Origin of the sequence: Mongoliimonas terrestris, assembly GCF_001927285.1 — a bacterium.
Taxonomy (GTDB): domain Bacteria; phylum Pseudomonadota; class Alphaproteobacteria; order Rhizobiales; family Pleomorphomonadaceae; genus Chthonobacter; species Chthonobacter terrestris.
Genome location: NZ_MSIG01000007.1, coordinates 85,322 through 105,456, shown reverse-complemented (window position 1 = coordinate 105,456; position 20,135 = coordinate 85,322). Strand labels below are relative to the sequence as shown.

Genomic DNA, 20,135 nt, shown 5'->3' with positions numbered 1-20,135 from the left:
CCAACCGCCGCTCCCCAGGCGTTAGAGCGTCAGCGGGCGTCGATGAGCCGGCGGGCGATGACCTGGGCCTGGATCTCGGCCGCGCCCTCGAAGATGTTGAGGATGCGGGCGTCGCAGAGGACGCGGCTGATGGCGTATTCGAGCGCGAAGCCGTTGCCGCCGTGGATCTGCAGGGCGTTGTCCGCCGCCGCCCAGGCGACGCGGGCGCCGAGCAACTTGGCCATGCCGGCCTCCACGTCGCAGCGCTTGTCCTGGTCCTTCTGGCGGGCGGAGAAGTAGGTGAGTTGGCGGGCGATGTTGATCTCCACCGCCATCATGGCGAGCTTGTCGGCGACCCGCGGGAAGTTGATCAGCGCCTTGCCGAACTGCACCCGGTCCTCGGCATACTGCAGGCCGATGTCGAAGGCCGACTGGGCGACGCCGACCGCGCGGGCGGCCGTCTGGATGCGGGCGCTCTCGAAGGTCTGCATCAGCTGCTTGAAGCCCTGGCCCTCCACGCCGCCGAGGAGGTTGGCGGCCGGCACCTTGAAGCCGTCGAAGGCGATCTCGTATTCCTTCATGCCGCGGTAGCCGAGCACCTCGATCTCGCCGCCGGACATCCCCTCCGCCGGGAAGGGCGTCTCGTCCGTGCCGCGCGGCTTCGGCGCGAGGAACATGGAGAGGCCGCGATAGTCGCTGGTGTCCGGATTGGTGCGGGCGAGCACGGTCATCACGTCGGCGCGCACCGGGTGGGTGATCCAGGTCTTGTTGCCGGTGATGACGTAGCTGTCGCCGTCCTTCACCGCGCGGGTGCGCAGCGAGCCGAGGTCGGAGCCGGTGTTGGGCTCGGTGAAGACGGCGGTCGGCAGCACCTCGCCGGAGGCGATCTTCGGCAGCCACTCGGCCTTCTGCTCGGCCGTGCCGCCGCAGATGATGAGTTCGGCCGCGATCTCCGACCGGGTGCCGAGGGAGCCGACGCCGATATAGGCGCGCGACAGCTCCTCGGAGACCACGCACATGGACTCCTTGCCGAGGCCGAGGCCGCCGAACTCCTCCGGAATGGTGAGGCCGAAGACGCCGAGATCGGCGAGCTTGGCGATCACCTCCATGGGGATGTAGGCGTTCTGAAGGTGCCATTCGTGGGCGTGTGGCAGCACCTCCTCCTCGGCGAAGCGGCGCATCTCGGCCCGGAAGGCCTCCATGGTCTCGTCGAGGCCGGAGTTGCCGACGATCTCCGCCGGGGTCTTCCGCTTCATCGTCTCCACGAGCGCCGCCCGGAGCGCCGGATGGCTGCCGGAGGCGATCAGCCGCTCCGCCGCGTCGGTGCGGGCCTTGGCGACGGTGCGGGCGTCGAGCCCGAGGTCGTTGAGGCGGACGAACTCGGTCTGGTTCATCGGGATGCCGCCGAAGATCTGGGCGAGGTACTCCGCCGCGCCGATCTCCACCAGCAGCCGCTCGGTCTCGCCGTAGACGCCCGCCTCGGTCAGCCGCTCCGCATAGGAGACGAGCTGGCGCAGGCTCTCCACATAGGTCGCCAGCCACGCGAGGCCGTGCGCGGCGTGCTGCTCGCGCTCCATGGCCTCGGCGGACACCTTGCCGCCCACGGTGACCTTGCCGGCCACGGCCTGGGTGGCAGCGCCCAAGAGATCCTCGATGGCCGGCAGCGCTTGCTTCAGCGTCAGATGCGCATCCTCGACGGCCATGGTCAGATCGGTTGCAGCGCTCATCTTGCGTTCCTCCTCAGGGTCGGCATGATCGTCGTCGGATGGGGGTATTTGGCGCGCACGCTCTGCGAAGTGACTTAGAACTTCAATGCATCTTTGGTACGGGTGACCCAAAGAAAGCGTGAAGGCGTACGAAACGCCAGAGCGCATTCCGTCCTGGCGACAGCGTCAGGCCGACAAGATACCGCTCCAGATTCAGTAGTCTGGAGCCTTCTCCGAGCGACCAAGTCTTACAACGCGGTCGGAGAATGCTCTGGCCCGGAAAGGATGATCGATGGCACCGACCAAGTGGCTGCGGCAGTCCATCGCAGTCCTCTGGACGGCAGTCGACCAGTTCAACAGGACGGACGGCTGGGCGATTGCAAGCCATGTGGCGCTGACGGCGCTGATGGCCATGTTTCCGTTCCTGATCTTCCTGACGGCGGTGGCGTCCTTCCTCAACCTGACCGATCTGGCGCAGACCGTGGTGGACCTGATCTTCGCCGCCGTGCCCCAGGCGATCGCGGCGCCGATCGCCAAGGAGGTGAACAGCGTGCTGCTCATTCCGCGCGGCGACCTCCTGACCATCGGCGTGGCGCTCGCCGTCTGGTTCGCGTCGAACGGCGTGGAGGCGCTGCGCGTCGGCCTCAACCGGGCCTACGGCTGCCTGGAGGAGCGGTCCTTCGTGCTTCTCCGGCTGGAGAGCATCGGCTTCGTGGTGATCGGCTCGTTCGCCCTCCTCACCCTCGGCATCTTCGTGGTCGTCGCCCCCGTCGCCTGGCACTGGGTGGTGGTGGAACTGCCGATCGTGGAGGAGTTCGGCCGCACCTTCGCGATCCTGCGCTGGGGCGGCACGCTCACCATCCTCGGCGGCGCCCTCCTCATCGCCCACATGTGGCTGCCGTCCGGCCGACGGACGCTGGGCGAGGTGCTGCCCGGAGTCGTGATCACCCTCAGCGCCTGGATCCTCGGCGGCGTGGGCTTTGCCACCTACCTCTCCAACTTCGGCAACTACGCCTCCACCTATGCCGGCCTTGCCGGCGTGATGACCGCCCTCGTCTTCCTCTACCTGATCGCCGCAATCCTGCTCTTCGGCGCCTCCATCAACGCCGCCCGCATCGAGCACAAGAAGATGGAGCCCCTGGTGGAGCAACTGGCAAGCCACGGCGAGGTGCCGACGGAACCGGCGGAGGCGGACGCGGGGCGCTGAGCGAGAAGCCGATCAGCCCCGCGTGGCCAGCCGGACGGCGACGACGACCAGAACCGTGCCGGCGATCTGGATGGGGGCGAGGGTTTCGCCGAAGGCGATCCAGGCGAACACGGCCGTGGTGGGCGGGACGAGGTAGAAGAGCGAGGCGACGGACGAGACGGCGCCGCGGCGCATCAGCCAGAGCATGATGAGCACCGCCCCGATGGAGAGCACCACCACCAGCCAGGCCGTGACGAGGGCAAGCTGCAGGGACGGCACGTAGGCGAAGCCTTCGGCGGCCGCGAGGGGGGTGACCACCACGGCGGCGCCGACGAACTGCAGCGCCGTGCCCGGCACCAGGGCCGCGCCGCCGCCCGCCCACTTGGTGTAGACGGTGCCGAAGGCGATCGCCGCCACCGCGCCGAAGGCGACGAGCATCACCACCGGATCGAGGGTCGCCCCCGGGCCAGCGCCAAGGCCGGCCCCGGTGAGCTTTGGCAGGAAGACGAGAGCGAGGCCGACGAGCCCGAGGGCAAGGCCGAGCGTCTTCGTGCGGCCGAGCCGCTCGCCCAGCATGGCGCGGGCAAAAAGCGCGGTCAGGATGGGCTGGAGACCCACCACCAGACCCGACAGTCCGGCCGGCAGGCCGTGCTTGACCGCATAGAAGATGCCGCCGAGATAGACCCCGTGGATGAGCGCGCCCGCCACCATGGCGTGGATGACCGGCCAACCGCGCGGCCAGGGCGCCTTCAGGGCGACGGCCAGCCCGGCGAGGAGCGGCACCACCAGCACCATGCGGAGCGCCAGCAGCGAGAAGGGTCCGGCCACGGGCGCGCCGAACTTCGCCGCGATGAAGCCCGTGGACCAGAGGGCGACGAAGACCGCGGGCGCAAGGCGCACCAGCGGCGGATCCGCACGGGCGAGAACGACGGGGGACGCGGTGCGGGCCATGCTGTCTCCGCGGGAAACGGGGACACACCGTCTACGGGCGGTGCGGCCGGCGCACAATGCCGAATTCCGACAAGGACTTTCGCCCTGGCGGTCACCCGCAGGGTCAACCCGGGCGCGACCCCTGACGAAAAAAGGGCGGCCCGCTGCCGGGCCACCCCCTTGGGTCACTGGATCGCCGGCCGAAGCGCCGGGCGGATGGAGGCGGATCGCCGGCCGGTGGGCCGGGACGATCAGCGGTTGGCGCTCGCCTCCAGCACGTCCTCGAAGGAGACGAGGCCGGTCTTCGGCGCGCTGACGAGCACGGCCATGTTGCCGGGGGCATGCTCGTTCCGCCACATCTTGGTGTGGGCGGCCGGGATCTGATCCCAGGCGAACACCTCCGACATGCACGGGTCGACGCGCCGGTCGAGCACGAAGCGGTTGGCTTCGCTCGCCTGCTTCAGGTGGGCGAAGTGCGAGCCCTGGATGCGCTTCTGGTGCATCCAGACGTAGCGGGCGTCGAACGTGATGTTGAAGCCGGTGGTGCCGGCGCAGAACACCACCATGCCACCGCGCTTCACCACGAAGGAGGACACCGGGAAGGTGCTCTCGCCCGGGTGCTCGAACACGATGTCGACGTTGTTGCCCTTGCCGGTGATGTCCCAGATGGCCTTGCCGAACTTGCGCGCCTCGGCGAACCAGGTGTCGTACTCCGGAGAGCCGACGGCCGGGAGCTGGCCCCAGCACGTGAAGTCCTTGCGGTTGATCACGCCCTTGGCGCCGAGGCCCATGACGTAGTCGCGCTTGCTCTCGTCGGAGATGACGCCGATGGCGTTGGCGCCGACCGCCGCGCAGATCTGCACCGCGAACACGCCGAGGCCGCCGGAAGCGCCCCACACGAGCACGTTCTGGCCGGGCTTCAGGGTGTGCGGCGCATGGCCGTAGAGCATGCGGTAGGCGGTGGCGAGCGTCAGCGTGTAGCTCGCCGCCTCCTCCCAGGTGAGGTGCTTCGGACGGGCCAGCAGCTGGCGGCTCTGCACCCTGCAGAACTGGGCGAAGGACCCGTCGTGGGTCTCGTAGCCCCAGATGCGCTGGGTGGGCGAGAGCATCGGGTCGCCGCCGTTGCACTCCTCGTCGTCGCCGGCGTCCTGGTTGCAGTGGACGACCACCTCGTCGCCCACCTTCCAGCGGGTGACCTTGGAGCCCACTGCCCAGACGATGCCCGAGGCGTCCGATCCGGCGATGTGATAGGGCTGCTTGTGGCCATCGAACGGCGAGATCGGCTTGCCGAGCGAGGCCCAGACGCCGTTGTAGTTGATGCCGGCGGCCATCACGAGCACCAGCACCTCGTTCGAGTCGATCTCCCAGGTGGGGACGACTTCGAGCTGCATGGCGGTCTCGGGCGGGCCGTGCCGCTCCTTGCGGATGGCCCATGCCCACATCTTCGACGGCACGTGGCCGAGCGGCGGGATCTCGCCAACGTCGTAGAGGTCCTTGAGCGGCGGTTCGACGGGCTTGGGTTGCACCGCGGTCATGTCGTTTCCTTTCCTCAGGTCTTGGCCGGTCGCGCTCGTTCAGGTGGCGCGCCTCTGCCGGGGTTCAGTGCCGGGCGGGGTGTTGCCGCCCCGGTCATGCTGCACTGCGATGATCTTGGGTGACCTGCCAAGCCGGCACCATACGACCTTGTGCGGATCCCGGCCCCCGTCCTGTTCGCGGACCGTTGGGCCGAAGTGTTGCCCGATCGGGCGGCGCATCACCCACCAGGATTTTCTGAACCTTGCTTCAGAAGAACTTGGGACCGCCGATAGGAGCCCGGGTTTCCGCCGTCTTTTGCCTCGTCGCCGACAATCGACCCGCGACTTTTGGCCGGGTTCCTGGCCGGACGACAGGGCCTGTAGAGTGCACTGCGAGAAGAACCGGTCCCGACGTGGAGCGCCGGCCAGCGACGGAGGGTCGCGGGCCGGCCGGCAAGCGTGGCGGACCGGACGACCGCCGGCCCAAGCGGGAGGATCCGGCGGCACCTGGAGGAGAGCACGATGGCCGAGACGACGCCGACCGGAACCGTGAAGCGCGACCAGCCGTGGATCATCCGCACCTATGCGGGCCATTCCACCGCCGCCGCCTCCAACGCGCTCTACCGGTCCAACCTCGCCAAGGGCCAGACGGGTCTTTCCGTCGCCTTCGATCTGCCGACCCAGACCGGCTACGACCCGGACGACGTGCTCGCCCGCGGCGAGGTCGGCAAGGTCGGCGTGCCGGTCGCCCATCTCGGCGACATGCGGCGGCTGTTCGACCAGATCCCGCTGGAACGCATGAACACGTCCATGACCATCAACGCCACGGCCGCCTGGCTTCTGGCGCTCTACGTGGCGGCGGCGGACGAGCAGGGGGCGGACCGGGCCAAGCTCAACGGCACCACCCAGAACGACCTCATCAAGGAGTATCTGTCGCGCGGCACCTATGTGTTCGCCCCGACGCCGTCGATCCGGCTGACCACCGACATCATCGCCTGGACCTACACGGCGATGCCGAAGTGGAACCCGATGAACGTGTGCAGCTACCACCTGCAGGAGGCCGGCGCGACGCCGGTGCAGGAGCTCGCCTTCGCGCTCGCCACCGCCTGCGCCATCCTGGACGGCATGAAGGCCTCCGGTGCGATCCCGGACGCGGAATTCCCGCAGGCGGTCGCGCGCATCTCCTTCTTCGTCAACGCCGGCATGCGCTTCATCACCGAGATCGCCAAGATGCGCGCCTTCACCGAGCTCTGGGACGAGATCCTGGAGAGCCGGTACGGCGTGGAGGATCCCAAGCTCCGCCGTTTCCGCTACGGCGTGCAGGTGAACTCCCTCGGCCTCACCGAACCGCAGCCGGAGAACAACGTCACCCGCATCCTGATCGAGATGCTGGCCGTGGTGCTCTCCAAGAACGCCCGCGCCCGCGCGGTGCAGCTGCCGGCCTGGAACGAGGCGCTCGGCCTGCCGCGCCCGTGGGACCAGCAGTGGTCGCTGCGGATGCAGCAGATCATGGCCTTCGAGACGGATCTCCTGGAGCACGGCGACATCTTCGACGGCTCCACCGTGATGACCGCCAAGGTGGAGGCGCTGAAGGCCGAGGCGCGCGAGGAACTGGACCGGATCCACGCCATGGGCGGCGCCGTCGCCGCGGTGGAGAGCGGCTACATGAAGCGCGCCCTGGTGGAGAGCAACACCCGCCGCCTCGCCGCCATCGAGAGCGGCGACCAGGTGGTGGTGGGCGTGAACAAATACACCGAGACGGAGCCCTCGCCGCTGGCCGCCGGCGCCGACGGCGGCATCCTGACCGTGCCCGAGCACGTGGAGGCCGAGGCGATCGAGGCGGTGAAGGCCTGGCGGGCCGGCCGCGACGCCAAGGCGGTCGAAGCCGCCCTGGAGGCGCTGCGAAGCGCCGCCGCGGAAGGGCGCAACATCATGGAGCCGTCGATTGCCGCCGCCAAGGCCGGCGTCACCACCGGCGAGTGGGGCCGCACGCTCCGGCAGGTGTTCGGCGAGTACCGCGCGCCGACCGGCGTCGGCGCCGCCGCATCCGCCTCCGCGGGCGAGATCGAGGCGGTGCGCGCCTCCGTCGATGCCGTCTCGGACGCGCTCGGCCGGCGGCTGAAGTTCCTGGTCGGCAAGCCGGGCCTCGACGGCCACTCCAACGGCGCCGAGCAGATCGCCGTCCGCGCCCGCGACTGCGGCATGGAGGTGGTCTACGAGGGCATCCGCCTCACCCCGGCGGAGATCGTCAACGCGGCGCTCGAAGAGAGCGTGCACGTGGTCGGCCTCTCCATCCTTTCCGGCAGCCACGTGCCGCTGGTGCGCGAGGTGATGGCCCGCATGCGCGAGAACGGTCTCGACGACGTGCCCGTGGTGGTCGGCGGCATCATCCCGCCGGACGACGCGGAGGCGCTGAAGGCAATGGGGGTCGCGGCGGTCTACACGCCGAAGGACTTCCAGCTGACCGACATCATGGCCGACATCGTGCGGATCGTCGGCGCGGGGCTTCGCCAGGCGGCGTGACGGCGCGCGCCGTCACAGCAGGGTCAGGCCGAAGTGCTCGGCGAAGGGCTGGAAGTCGCGGTCGTCCGTCAGAAGTTCATGGCCTTCGGCAAGACAGTAGTCCGCGATAATGAGGTCCGCGGTCTTGCGGACCGTAAGTCCGAGGGATCGCAGGCGACGGAACGTGCGCGCCGCGGAGATGGCGCGCTCGGGACCCAGCATCGGACGTGTGTCGAAAGACGTTAGGGCTTGCTCAAGCCGGCGAGCCTCGGCATCGGTGCGTGCGCCCTGAAGAACCTCCAGAAGAACAATGTCACCGACGAGGATCCGGGATGGTCGCCGGATACCTTTGAGGACTCTTGTTCCCGGCGTATCGGCGCCGCGCAGCTGGTTGATCCACACGCAGCTGTCGACCACGATCATCGGGTCTGAGCGGTCCGGCCGCCTTCCTCCGACAGCGGCTCAGCCGGCCCCCAGCCTTCTCGAATGGCCTCGAGATCGCCTTCCCAGCCGAGACCCTCCATCTCACGGATGACGGTGCGGAGCTTGGCCTCCCGCACGATCTGCCGGAGTGCCTCCTCCACGGCCGCCTTCTTGGTCGTGAGGCCGGTGATCCGCATGGCCTCGGCGAGGAGTTCGTCGTCGATGTCGATGTTGGTGCGCATGGGGCCGGCCCGGCTGATGTGTAGAACTGACTTCGACCATACACATCAGGCTGGGCCGGCACAAATGCAAGGCGCGGAATGGCTGCGGGTCCGGGACTTAGCGACCCGGACTCGACGATGCCCGACGGTCCTGAACGCCGCTAGAGCATTCTCCGATCACGTTGCATGACTTGGTCGATGAGAGAATGCTCCAGGCCATTGGATCGGGAGCGATTCCTTGTCGACTTGACGCGTCCGTCAGGTGGACAAGCGCTCTAGAACTTCACCTTCGCCACGTCGCCCGCCTTCGGGCGCTCGCCGGTGAGGGCGGCCTTCACGTAGCCGTAGGCGTGCAGCATGGTGCTGGACGGGCTGTCCCAATAGGCGGCGTTGTCCACGTCCACCCGGATGAGGGCGATGTTGGGATCGTCCTTGCCCTTGGGGAACCAGGTGCGCAGGCTCTCCTGCCACAGCTGGTCGATGGTGCCCTTGTCTTCCACGATGCTGGCGGTGCCGTCCACCGACACGTAGGTCTGGCTGTCCCAGTCCGCGTAGGTGAGGAGCACCCGGTGGTCGCCCTCCACCTGGTCCACCTTGTGGCTGTTCTTGTCGGTGAAGAACCAGATGACGCCGTCGAACTCCTTCTGGGTCGCCACCATGGGGCGGGCGTGCATGTGGTCACCGCCGGCGTGGGTGGCCATCATGGCGACCTTCACCTTGCCGATGAGATCCCACACCTTCTGCTTGGCTGCGGCGTCGGTCTTCACGTCCATGTCGTCCTCCGGGGTTCGGGTTCCGAGAGGTAGGACGCATGAGGGCGGGTGAAGTTCCGGGCGGCGACCGGTAGCGGGATGATGCGGCCGGGGGCTCAGGCGGCCGCGATCTGTTCGCCGATGAGGCGGGCAACGGCCTGATGCGCCTCCAGGTGCGGCATGTGGCCGACGCCCTCGAACCGGTGCACCGCGATGGTGCCGGCAAGCCCGTCCGCCTGCCGGCACGGGAGGATGCGGTCCTGCAGGCCCCAGATCACCTTTACCGGCACCGGCAGATCACCGAGCGCCGCCCGGTCCACGGTCTTCTGGCGGGTGCCGTCCAGGATGGCATCGGCGACGACGGCCAGGGCTTCGCAGCGGCCGGGCTCGTCGCGGGCGAGCGCGATCTGCGCCGCCATGCGCCGGGGCGGCGGCCGGTCGAAGCCGAAGAACTGGTCGAGAAGCGGCGCGATCTCCGCCTCGCGCCGCGCGGCCGCGAACGCCCGGAGCGTGCGGTGGGCGATCTCCGGGCCGAAGCCGCCGGGCGCCACCAGGGTGAGGCTGGCGATCCGCTCGGGCGCGCGAAGCGCGATCAGGCTCGCCACCGCCCCGCCCATGGAATGGCCGACCAGATGGACACGCGGCAGGTCGAGAGCATCGAGGCTGGCCGTGACCGCCTTGGCGGCAAGACCCGCGTGCCCCACCTCCGGCCAGGCGAGGGCCCGGCCGTGGCCCGGCAGGTCGAAGGCGAGCGAGCGGCGCCGGCGCGCGAGCGCCAGCTGCACGTTCGCCCAGCCGAGCCCGTCGCCGGCAAAGCCGTGCAGGAAGACGATCGGCGGCCGGTCGCCCGCCTCCCCGTGGGCGATGAAGGGCAGCGCCGCCGTCACGCGCCGGCGGCCTGCAGGGTGCGGGCCACCATGGCGTCGGCAAGGCTGTCGCCGGAGGCCCAGGCGCTTTCCACCCGAGGGGCGACCAGCCAGTCGCCGCAGACGCCGATCCGACCGTCCGAGGAGAGGAGGAAGGTTTCGCCGACGGCCTTTTCCACGAGCGCGTAGCGCCAGCGGTGCACCGCCTCGTAGCGGCGCGCCGGCAGCGGGCCGACCGCCGCCGCGAGCATGGCGAGGAGGTCGGCGGTCACGCTCTCGGCGGCGTCCTCCAGGTGCTCGCGCGACCATGCGGTGCTCGCCTGCGCCACCAGCGTGTCGCCCTGGCGGCCGGGCTTCGACGAGGCGCGGGCGATCCACTGCAGGGCGCCCTGGTCGCGGACCACGTCGAACCCCGGGTCGAACGGGGCGTCGAGGGCGAGCATCAAGGTCCAGCACGGAGCCATCACCGCCTCGCCGATCCGCTCGAAGGGGGCGCCGAACGGCGCCACCAGCGTCGCCGCCTGGGGAGCGGGCACCGCCACCACGACGCGCTGGAATCCGGCGATCGTGGTGCCGTCCTCGAAGGTCAGCGTCATGGCGCCGTCCGCCTCGGCGATGGCCGTCACTCGCTTCTCGTTGGCGACCTTGTAGCCGTCGACGAGCGCTGTCACGAGGCCGCTCATGCCGGGCATGCCGACCAGCCAGTCGTCCTCGCCGTCCTTGCCGCGCGGCGCCCAGGAGGCGGCCGCCCCTTCCAGCTTCGCCCGCGCCACCCAGGCCTTGAAGGCGGGCTCGCGGGCGGTGAAATACTGCGCCCCGTGGTCGATGGGGCCGCCCTCGGTGCGGCGGGTGGCGAGCCGCCCGCCGATGCCGCGGCTCTTCTCGAACACCTGGACGATCGCCCCGGCCTTGGCGAGCTTGCGCGCGGCCGTGAGCCCGGCGATGCCGGCACCCACCACCGCCACCGCGACGCCCTCGAGAGGTCTCAGATCAGACTCGGCCATGGAGGCTCCTTGCCGGAAGACGACGCGCAACCCGGGACGGATCCACGCGCTGTCCTATATGGAACGGCATCGCTCCGTTTCCGCCAGCGGTCACCGTCACCCGATTTCACCGAGCGAGTCATGCAGCATGTTGGACGTCGCCGACAACCCGGTTGTTTTTCCACCCACCCGCGCCGCCGCCATCGACCGGCTGCGGGCCTTCCTGCCCCGGGCGGGCGAGGCCTATGCGGCTGGGCGCAACCATGACCACGGCCCCGGCGCGGCCGCCACCGTGTCGCGGCTGTCGCCCTACGTCCGGCACCGGCTGATCCTGGAGGAGGAGGTGCTGCGCCCGGCCGTCGGCCGCCACGGCCCGCGTCTCTCCGCCCGCTTCGTCGGCGAGGTGATGTGGCGGACCTACTGGAAGGGCTGGCTGGAACTGCGGCCGGAGCCATGGCGGCGCTACGAGGTGGACCTCACCAAGGCCGTCGAGGCGCTTGACGCCGACCTGGCGCTTTCGGACCGCTACGCCGCCGCGGTGGCGGGCCAAACCGGCATCGACGCCTTCGACGCGTTCGCGGCCGAACTTGCCGCGACCGGCTCGCTGCACAACCACGCCCGCATGTGGTTCGCCAGCATCTGGATCTTTACGCTGAAGCTGCCCTGGGTGCTGGGGGCCGACCTCTTCCTGCGCCATCTGGTCGACGCGGATCCGGCCTCCAACACCCTCTCCTGGCGCTGGGTCGCCGGGCTGCAAACGCCGGGCAAGACCTATCTGGCGACGGCGGAGAACATCGCGGCCTTCACCGGCGGGCGCTTCTGCCCGACCGGCCTTGCCGCCATGGCCGAGGCCCTGGAGGAAGCACCGCTGCCGCCGCCGCGCGGCCTGCCGCCCGCGGATCTCACGCCGCCGGACCTTTCCGAGACGGCCGGCGCGCCGCGGCTGCGGCCCGCGGACGCGGTGGGTCTGCTGGTGACGGAGGAGGATCTGGCGCCGGAGAGCCTGGGGCTCGATCCTGCGGCGGTGGCCGCCGTGGCGGGCGCGGTCCATCCGGCCGCCCGGGCGCGGGCCGGCGCGCCACGCGCCGGCGATCCGCCGATCGGCGCCGTGGCGCGCGCCTTTCTCGACGGCGCCATGAGGGACGCGCTCGCCCGGGCGGGCGCGGCCCTTCCGTCCGCCGCGGTGGAGCGCCTCGCCGACGACGCGGCGCCCGAGGCCGTGGTCGCCTGGGCGGATCGATCGGGCCTTGAGGCTGTCGTCACCGCCTATGCGCCGGTGGGGCCGGTGGCGGACTGGCTGGAGGCCGTCGAGGCGGCGCTGGCCGAGACCGGCATCCCGCTGCTCCGGGTGCGGCGGGCGTGGGACACGCGGGCCCATCGCCATGCCACCAAGGGCTATTTCGCCTTTCGCGAGACGATCCCCCGGCTGCTCGAGCAGGCGGGGATCCGACCGGCGTGACGCCGGCCGGAGAAGGGGCTCAGCCGCGTCAGGCGGCGTAGACCACAAGGAGGTCCTTGGCGTCGATCTGGGCGCCGGCGGTCACCACCACCTCGGCGATGGTGCCGTCGCGCTCGGCATGGATGGAGGTCTCCATCTTCATGGCCTCGATGGAGAGGAGCACGTCGCCGGCCTTCACGGCCTGGCCCGCCTTGACGGCGAGCGTGGAGACGACGCCCGGCATCGGGGCGGCCAAGTGGTTCGGATTGCCCTCCTCGGCCTTGCGGCGTACGCCCTTGCCGGCGGCGGCGAGGCTGCGGTCCGGCACCTTCACCATGCGCGGCTGGCCGTTCAGCTCGAAGAAGACGCGCACCATGCCGTCGTCGTCCGCCTCGCCGATCGCCTGGCAGATGACCACCAGCGACTTGCCCTTCTCCAGCTCCACGGTCAGCTCGTCGCCGGGCGCCATGCCGTAGAAGTAGACGGCGGTCGGCAGCGTCGAGGTGGGCCCGTAGGTGTCGCGGGCCTTGGCGAAGTCGGAGAACACCTTCGGGTACATGAGATAGGAGGCGAGATCCTCGTCGGTCGGCGTGGCGCCGATCTTCTGGGCGAGGTCCACCCGCACGGAATCGAGGTCCGCCGGCGGCAGGAGCGAGCCCGGCCGGGCGGTGAGCGGCTCCTCGCCCTTCAGGATCTTGCGCTGCAGGGCAGCCGGCCAGCCGCCGGGCGGCTGCCCGAGGTCGCCCTTGAACATCTGGACGACGCTGTCCGGGAAGGCCACGTCCTTGGCCGGGTTCACCACGTCGTCCGGCGTCAGGCCCGACGACACCATGAGAAGCGCCATGTCGCCGACCACCTTGGACGACGGCGTCACCTTGACGATGTCGCCGAACAGCCGGTTGACGTCCGCGTAGGTCTGCGCCACCTCGTGCCAGCGGGCTTCAAGGCCGAGCGACCGGGCCTGCTCCTTGAGGTTGGTGAACTGGCCGCCGGGCATCTCGTGGAGATAGACTTCCGATGCCGGCCCCTTGAGATCGCTCTCGAAGGCCGCATAGGTGTTGCGCACGCTCTCCCAGTAGAAGGAGATGCGCCGGATGGCGGCCTGGTCGAGGCCGGTGTCGCGGGCGCTGCCTTCCAGGGCGGCCACTATGGAGCCGAGGCAGGGCTGCGAGGTGGTGCCCGAGAAGGCGTCCATGGCGGCGTCCACCGCGTCGACGCCCTCCTCCACGGCGGCGAGCACGCTCGCCGCGGCGATGCCGGAGGTGTCGTGGGTGTGGAAGTGGAGCGGCAGGTCGGTCGCCTCGCGGAGCGCCCGGAACAGCACCCGGGCGGCGTTCGGCTTCAGGAGGCCCGCCATGTCCTTGATGCCGATCACGTGGGCGCCGGCGCGCTCCAGTTCCTTGGCGAGAGCCACGTAGTATTTCAGGTCGTACTTGGCACGGGCCGGATCGAGGATGTCGCCGGTGTAGCAGATCGCCGCCTCGCACACCTTGTCGGCGTCGAGCACCGCGTCCATGGCGACGCGCATGTTCTCCACCCAGTTCAGGCAGTCGAACACGCGGAACACGTCGACGCCGCTCGACGCCGCCTGGGCGACGAAATAGCGGACCACGTTGTCCGGGTAGTTGGTGTAGCCGACGCCGTTGGAGCCGCGCAGCAGCATCTGGAGGAGGATGTTGGGCGCCCGGTCTCGGACGAGGGCGAGCCGCTCCCACGGATCCTCCGTGAGGAAGCGCATGGCGACGTCGAAGGTGGCGCCGCCCCAGCATTCCAGCGAAAAGAGGCCGGGAAGCGCGCGCGCGTAGGCCTCCGCCACCGCCGCCACGTCATAGGTGCGCATGCGCGTGGCGAGCAGCGACTGGTGGCCGTCGCGCATGGTGGTGTCGGTGATGAGTACCCGGGTCTCGTCGCGCATCCAGGTGGCGAGCGCCTTCGGGCCGCGCGCCTTCAGGAGGTCGCGGGTGCCGGGCTGGATCGGCGCCTTGAAGACGGGCGCCTCCGACCGGACGAGCGCGGCGGGCCGGGCGCGCTTGCGCGTCTCCGGGTGGCCGTTCACCGTCACGTCGGCGATGTAGGTGAGGATCTTGGTCGCCCGGTCGCGCCGCTTGACGCTGACGAACAGCTCCGGCGTCTCGTCGATGAAGCGCGTGGTGTAGCGGTTCGCCTGGAATTTCGGGTGGCTGATGATGTTGTCGAGGAAGGTGAGGTTGGTGGCGACGCCGCGGATGCGGAACTCGCGGAGCGCCCGCTGCATGCGGAGAATCGCCTCTTCGGGGGACGGCGCCCAGGCGGTGAGCTTTTCCAGCAGCGGGTCGTAGAAGCGGGTAATGAAGGCGCCCGCGTAGGCGGTGCCGCCGTCGAGCCGGATGCCGAAGCCGGAGGCCGCCCGGTATGCGGTGATGCGACCGTAGTCCGGGATGAAGTTCTGCTCCGGGTCCTCGGTGGTGATGCGGCACTGGACCGCGTGGCCGTTGAGGACGATGGCCGCCTGGGGCGGCACCCCGGACTCCGGCGTGCCGATGCGCGCGCCTTCCAGGATGTGGATCTGCGCCTTGACGATGTCGATGCCGGTCACCTCCTCGGTGACCGTGTGCTCCACCTGGATGCGCGGGTTGACCTCGATGAAGTAGAAGGCGCCGGTGTCGGAGTCCATCAGGAACTCCACCGTGCCGGCGCCGTAATAGTTGGTCGCCTTGCCGATCTTCACCGCGTGGGCGGTGAGTTCGTCCCGCTGGGCGTCGGTCAGGTAGGGCGCGGGGGCGCGCTCCACCACCTTCTGGTGCCGGCGCTGGACCGAGCAGTCGCGCTCGAAGAGGTGGACCACCTCGCCGTGCTTGTCGCCGAGGATCTGCACCTCCACATGGCGGGCGCGCTCGACGAGCTTCTCCAGATAGACCTCGTCCTTGCCGAAGGCCGCCTTGGCTTCGCGCTTGGCGGTGGTCACCTCCTTGAGAAGCGTCGCCTCGTCGCGGATCACCCGCATGCCGCGACCGCCGCCGCCCCAGGAGGCCTTCAGCATGACCGGATAGCCGATGCGGCGGGCCTCGGTCTTCACCACCTCCATGTCGTCGGGCAGCGGATCGGTCGCCGGCATCACCGGCACGCCGGCCGAGATGGCGAGGTTGCGCGCCGCCACCTTGTTGCCGAGCTGGCGCATGGTGGCGGGCGACGGGCCGATGAAGACGATGCCGGCCTCCGCGCAGGCCTCGGCGAACTCCGGGCTTTCCGAGAGGAGGCCGTAGCCCGGGTGGATGGCGTCGGCGCCGCTCTCCACGGCGACGCGGATCACCTCGGGAATGTTGAGGTAAGCCTCGATGGGGCCGAGACCCTTGCCGATCTGGTAGGCCTCGTCGGCCTTGAACCGGTGCAGCGCGAGCTTGTCCTCCTCGGCGAAGACCGCCACCGTCTGCAGGCCCAGTTCGTTGGCGGCCCGAAAGACGCGGATGGCGATTTCGGAGCGGTTCGCGACGAGTAACTTCTTGATTGCCACCCTGGGCCCCCCAAAGGAAACGCTGACCTTGCCTTGGCTCAAATCCTTTTAGTTGATGCGCTCGTGCCCGAACAGACCGCATGCGGCGGCCTGCGGCGATAGGGCCGGCCGGATCAACCTTGATGAGAACGCGCAAGCCCGAAGGACCGGCCGCCACAGGGAGTGCCCGCAAGAAGATGCATGTCTGATCTGCGGAAAGCGGGACGCCCAGGCGCTCGCCCGGCTGCGCGGGCGGGCCGGAGCCTTACTCCGCGGCCGCCTCGGCGCGGCGGATCGGCAGGCGGGCGAGCGCCTCGACGAGCTTCGGCGTCGCGATGGCGGCGGCGATTTCGCGCCGATCGAGGAAGGACACCGCCTCCTCCACCGTGTCGGCCTCGGCGATCTTCGCCGCCACCAGGGCGGAGAGCGGATCGACCTTGCCGCGCGGCCGGTCCGGCAGCTTGTCCACGAGGGCGAGGTGGGCGCGCCGCCAGGCCGGGTCGGAGACGAGCCGGACCACGTCCGGGGTACGGTCGAGCGCCGTCTCGTAGGCGGGCCTGACCGCTTCCATCCGGCCGCGGATCTCCGGCGGGGCGCTCTCCTCGGGCGTGCGCAGGAGGCCGAGGCGGCGGATCGCCCGGCCGACGGGTGCGGAACCGGTGAGGGCGGAGATCGGCACGGCCAGCACCAGGCCGGCGACGGCCGGCGACAGCCAGGCGAGCAGCACCCAGCTGTCGGCGAGGGCCGCGGCCGCCAGGGCGATGCCGCTGATCATGTGCCAGCGGTGGCGGTGGATGAGGTCGATCACCGGCAGCCCGCCGTCGTCGCGCCGCTGCGGCTTCCAGCCGGCGTCGCGCCGCATCAGGATCTCCGAGATGGCCCCAGTCTGGATCAGCATCATGATCGGGGCGATCAGCGCGGAGACGATCACCTCGAAGAGGAAGCTGCCGAGGAGCCCGAGGACGCCGCCGGAGGCCTTGCGGGCCTTGGAATCCAGCATGAAGGCGATGAGCCCCATGATCTTCGGCCCGAACAGGATGCCCATGGTGAGGCCGAAGAGGGCGAGCGCGCGCTCCGGGTCGATGCGCGGCCAGGACGGGAAGAGCTGGAACTCGTCCTTGAAGTATTCCGGCCGGATGAAGTGGGCCTGCAGCGAGAGGGCGAGACCGGCGAGGATGAGGAGCAGCCAGAGCGGCGAGGCCGCGTAGGACATGATACCGGTGAGGAGGTGCATCCGGCTCACCCAGTGCAGCCCCTTGGCGCCGATCACCTTGGCGTGCTGGAGGTTGCCCTGGCACCAGCGACGGTCGCGGACGGCGAGATCGACCAGCGAGGGCGGGCTCTCCTCGAACGAGCCGGAGAGATCGTCCGCGATGATGACCGTCCAGCCGGCACGGCGGATCAGCGCCGCCTCCACGAAGTCGTGGGAGAGGATGTGGCCGCCGAACGGCGGCTTGCCGGGAAGGTCCGGCAGGCCGGCGGCCGACATGAAGGCCTCCGTGCGCAGGATGGCGTTGTGGCCCCAGAAGTTGCCTTCCTTCTGCACCCACCAGGAAAGGCCGGTGCCGACGATCGGCCCGTAGACCCGCCCGGCGAACTGCTGCAGGCGGGCGACGACGGTAGTGCCGTTCACCAGCATGGGGATGGTCTGGATGAGGCCGGCGTCCGGGTCCGCCTCCATGCGGCGGGCGAGTTCCACGATGGTCCCGGCATCCATCAGGCTGTCGGCGTCGAGCACCAGCAGATGGTCGTAGCCGCGGCCCCAGCGGCGGCAGAAGTCGGCGACGTTGCCGGCCTTCTTGGCGGTGTTGTTGCGCCGGCGCCGATAGTAGATGCGCGCCTTGTCGCCGAGCCGCTGGCGGGCGGCGATCAGCGCGGCCTCCTCCTTGAGGGCGATCTCCGGGTCGGTGGTGTCGGCGAGCACGAACCAGTCGAAGGCGTGGCCCTGGCCGAGGTCGTGGACCGACGCGGCCATCGCCTCGATGGCGGCGAAGATGCGCGACGGATCCTCATTGTAGGTCGGCATCAGCATGGCCGTCCGCCGCTCCAGCGGCCCGGCGGGCAACGGGCGTGGCGGCATCAGGCGGCGGCGGACCAGCGTGGCGAAGCCGGCGATCGAGGCGACGAAGGAGATGGCGATCCACGAGAAGGTGATGGCGAAGAGCACCAGGACCACCGCCTCGATCGGCGTTAGGTCGCCGATGGAGAGAACGCCCTTCATCTCAAGGACCGCATAGGCGATCAGCGCCAGCGAGCCGCCCATCACGAGGAACCGCTTCAGCCGGCTCGACCGGGACCGGGGATCGACGAGGTCCCGGCGCCCGGCGCGGTCGAAGGCGTCGAGACGCTGCGCCGGCATCGGACCGGGCGTCTCGGGCGGCATGCCCGGCAGCGCCAGGGCGTTTCCGTCGGTGGGGTCGGCGACGAGGCTGATTACGCGGTCCATCGGTACACCCACGTTTCCGCCGGCGCGCCGGTTTCGAAGGTCAGGTTGGCGCGCAGTTCGATCAGGGGTTCGTTCTGCGGGTCGAGCTGGAACGAGACCCTGAGCCCCTGGATGGCCGGGTTGTCGTGGATCACCACGTTGCGGATGGTGCCCTTGGAGGCGTTCACCGTCGCCTTCGGGGCGCCGAGCTTGGCCCGATCCACGCCCGCCGCGAAGGTGTAGTCGATCACGAACAGCCGTTCCGGCGTCGGCTGGCCGATGTCGGCGCGGCCGGACCTTGTGGCGTGCACCACCGCCGAGCCGAGCGCCATGCCGGGCTCTCCGCCCCAGGCGAGCCGGTAGGCGTAGGAGTATTCCGAGCCGGCCGGGATGGTCTCCTGGGGCGACCAGAAGGCCACGATGTTGTCGTGGATCTCCGCGTTGGTGGGGATCTCGACCAGCGTCACGGCGCCGGGGCCCCAGTCGCCGACGGGCTCCACGAAGAGGCTCGGCCGCCGCTCGTAGGCGGCTTCCAGGTCCTGGTAGCTCTCGAAGTCCCGGTCGCGCTGGATCAGGCCGAAACCGCGCGGGCTGCGGTCGACGAAGGCGGAGATCTGCAGGTCGGACGGGTTGGCGAGCGGACGCCACAGGCGCTCGCCGCGGCCGGTGACCATGAGGAGGCCGTCGCTGTCGTGCACCTGCGGGCGGAAGTCGTCCACGTTCTCCCGCCCGTTCGGCGAGAAGAAGAACATGGACGTGCCGGGCGCAAGGCCGATGCGCTGCAGATCGACCCGGGGGAAGAGCTGCGCCTCCACGTCCATCAGGGTCGGCATGCCGGGCCGCACGGTGAAGCGGTAGGCGCCGGTGGCGGACGGGCTGTCGAGGAGGGCGTGCACCACACAGGTCTCGCTGCCGGCGACCGGCGTCTCCACCCAGAAGGCGCGGAACAGCGGGAACTCCTCGCCCTCCGGGTCGCCGGTCTTGATGGCGAGGGCGCGGGCGGAGAGGCCGTAGATCTGGCCCTTGCCGAGGGAGCGGAAATAGCTGGCGCCCTGGAAGACGACGATCTCGTCGTAGTAGTCGGGCCGGTTGATCGGCCCGTGCAGGCGGATGCCGGAAAAGCCGATGTCCTCCGTCGGCACCGGCTTCGGCACCAGCGGCCCCAACGAGAACATGTCCGGATTGTAGGAGAGGTGCTGCGCCTCGCCGTTCTCCACGATCGCCACCTCCACCGGCTCCTTGTAGTAGAAGCCGCGGTGGAAGAGCTGCATCTGGAACGGCAGGCCGGTGTTGGCCCACACCGCCATCTCCGGCTTGAAGCGGATGTCCCGGTACTGGTCGTAGGTCAGCTGCGCCAGGACCTCCGGCAGGGAGGCGTCCAGCGGCTTGAACGGCGAAGCGGCCAGCTCACGGGCGGTCTCGGCGACCGTCGACCGGGTGAACCGCCCTGTCACGGCGAAGTTCGCCTGCACGGCCGCCTGCGCCAGCGCGGGCGAGACACCGGATGCCAGGAGCACGGCCGTGATCGCGGATGCGGCGGTCTTGAGCACGTCGCGACGGGTGGCGTCGGCTGTTCCGTTGATGAGATCCACAGGGGCTCCACTCGACCAGAGGTACGCCGCGGTCCGGCCGGTGAAGACGATCGGGCAAGGCGTTCAGCCTCGCGAACCGGACCGCGCTCCGTCAGTCGGACCACGATTTTTGCGCGCCGCGGCAAGACTCCGCGGCATTGTCGGCTGCC

Annotated in this window: 14 protein-coding genes; 3 read left to right on the top strand and 11 right to left on the bottom strand. The window is 69.9% G+C overall.

Translation table 11 applies throughout. The annotated features are described in order from the left end of the window. Positions 1–29 precede the first annotated feature (29 nt). Positions 30–1,706 carry an acyl-CoA dehydrogenase family protein gene (locus tag BUQ68_RS12120; protein WP_075216234.1) on the bottom strand — a complete coding sequence of 559 codons (1,677 nt, stop codon included), beginning with the start codon at positions 1,704–1,706 and terminating at the stop codon, positions 30–32. A gap of 271 nt (positions 1,707–1,977) precedes the next feature. On the opposite strand from BUQ68_RS12120, the gene BUQ68_RS12115 reads away from it, so the two are divergent. Then, positions 1,978–2,892: a YihY/virulence factor BrkB family protein gene (locus tag BUQ68_RS12115; RefSeq protein ID WP_075216233.1), complete on the top strand. Its 915-nt coding sequence runs from the start codon at positions 1,978–1,980 to the stop codon at positions 2,890–2,892. A 12-nt stretch (positions 2,893–2,904) separates the two neighbouring features. On the opposite strand, the gene BUQ68_RS12110 is transcribed toward BUQ68_RS12115, so the two are convergent. Continuing rightward, on the bottom strand, positions 2,905–3,822 hold the full coding sequence (locus tag BUQ68_RS12110; protein WP_075216232.1) for a DMT family transporter: 918 nt from the start codon (positions 3,820–3,822) through the stop codon (positions 2,905–2,907). A 230-nt stretch (positions 3,823–4,052) separates the two neighbouring features. Beyond that, positions 4,053–5,336 (bottom strand): crotonyl-CoA carboxylase/reductase, encoded by a 1,284-nt coding sequence (ccrA, locus tag BUQ68_RS12105; RefSeq protein WP_075216231.1) that lies wholly within the window; start codon positions 5,334–5,336, stop codon positions 4,053–4,055. Positions 5,337–5,837: 501 nt separating this feature from the next. Here ccrA and BUQ68_RS12100 point away from each other — a divergent pair. Beyond that, positions 5,838–7,838, top strand: coding sequence for a protein meaA (locus BUQ68_RS12100; RefSeq protein ID WP_075216230.1), 2,001 nt, complete (start codon positions 5,838–5,840; stop codon positions 7,836–7,838). 12 nt (positions 7,839–7,850) lie between these two features. Here the strand turns inward: BUQ68_RS12100 and vapC are convergent, their stop codons facing one another. The 5 genes from vapC to BUQ68_RS12075 form a co-directional block, all read right to left on the bottom strand. Further along, on the bottom strand, positions 7,851–8,240 hold the full coding sequence (vapC, locus tag BUQ68_RS12095) for a type II toxin-antitoxin system VapC family toxin (RefSeq protein ID WP_075216229.1): 390 nt from the start codon (positions 8,238–8,240) through the stop codon (positions 7,851–7,853). Continuing rightward, positions 8,237–8,482 (bottom strand): type II toxin-antitoxin system VapB family antitoxin, encoded by a 246-nt coding sequence (locus tag BUQ68_RS12090; protein ID WP_075216228.1) that lies wholly within the window; start codon positions 8,480–8,482, stop codon positions 8,237–8,239. The genes vapC and BUQ68_RS12090 overlap by 4 nt, the downstream gene beginning before the upstream one ends. Positions 8,483–8,736: 254 nt before the next feature. Continuing rightward, positions 8,737–9,234, bottom strand: a complete 498-nt coding sequence (locus BUQ68_RS12085; RefSeq protein ID WP_075216227.1) for a pyridoxamine 5'-phosphate oxidase family protein — start codon at positions 9,232–9,234, stop codon at positions 8,737–8,739. Between the two features lie 95 nt (positions 9,235–9,329). Next, entirely contained in the window at positions 9,330–10,100 is a 771-nt protein-coding gene (locus tag BUQ68_RS12080) for an alpha/beta fold hydrolase (RefSeq protein WP_075216226.1), read from the bottom strand. Further along, entirely contained in the window at positions 10,097–11,083 is a 987-nt protein-coding gene (locus tag BUQ68_RS12075; RefSeq protein WP_075216225.1) for an NAD(P)/FAD-dependent oxidoreductase, read from the bottom strand. Before BUQ68_RS12075 ends, BUQ68_RS12080 begins: the two co-directional genes overlap by 4 nt. A 127-nt stretch (positions 11,084–11,210) precedes the next feature. Here BUQ68_RS12075 and BUQ68_RS12070 point away from each other — a divergent pair, with 127 nt between their 5' ends. Continuing rightward, positions 11,211–12,521, top strand: coding sequence for an FAD-binding domain-containing protein (locus BUQ68_RS12070; RefSeq protein WP_075216224.1), 1,311 nt, complete (start codon positions 11,211–11,213; stop codon positions 12,519–12,521). Between the two features lie 28 nt (positions 12,522–12,549). On the opposite strand, the gene pyc is transcribed toward BUQ68_RS12070, so the two are convergent. From pyc to BUQ68_RS12055, 3 genes are all read right to left on the bottom strand, one after another. Then, on the bottom strand, positions 12,550–15,990 hold the full coding sequence (gene pyc / locus BUQ68_RS12065; protein WP_075216223.1) for a pyruvate carboxylase: 3,441 nt from the start codon (positions 15,988–15,990) through the stop codon (positions 12,550–12,552). A gap of 244 nt (positions 15,991–16,234) precedes the next feature. Further along, positions 16,235–18,415, bottom strand: coding sequence for a glucans biosynthesis glucosyltransferase MdoH (mdoH, locus tag BUQ68_RS12060; RefSeq protein WP_210215632.1), 2,181 nt, complete (start codon positions 18,413–18,415; stop codon positions 16,235–16,237). Next, positions 18,403–19,986 (bottom strand): OpgD/OpgG family glucan biosynthesis protein, encoded by a 1,584-nt coding sequence (locus BUQ68_RS12055; RefSeq protein WP_095407332.1) that lies wholly within the window; start codon positions 19,984–19,986, stop codon positions 18,403–18,405. The genes mdoH and BUQ68_RS12055 overlap by 13 nt, the downstream gene beginning before the upstream one ends. Between the last annotated feature and the right edge of the window lie 149 nt (positions 19,987–20,135).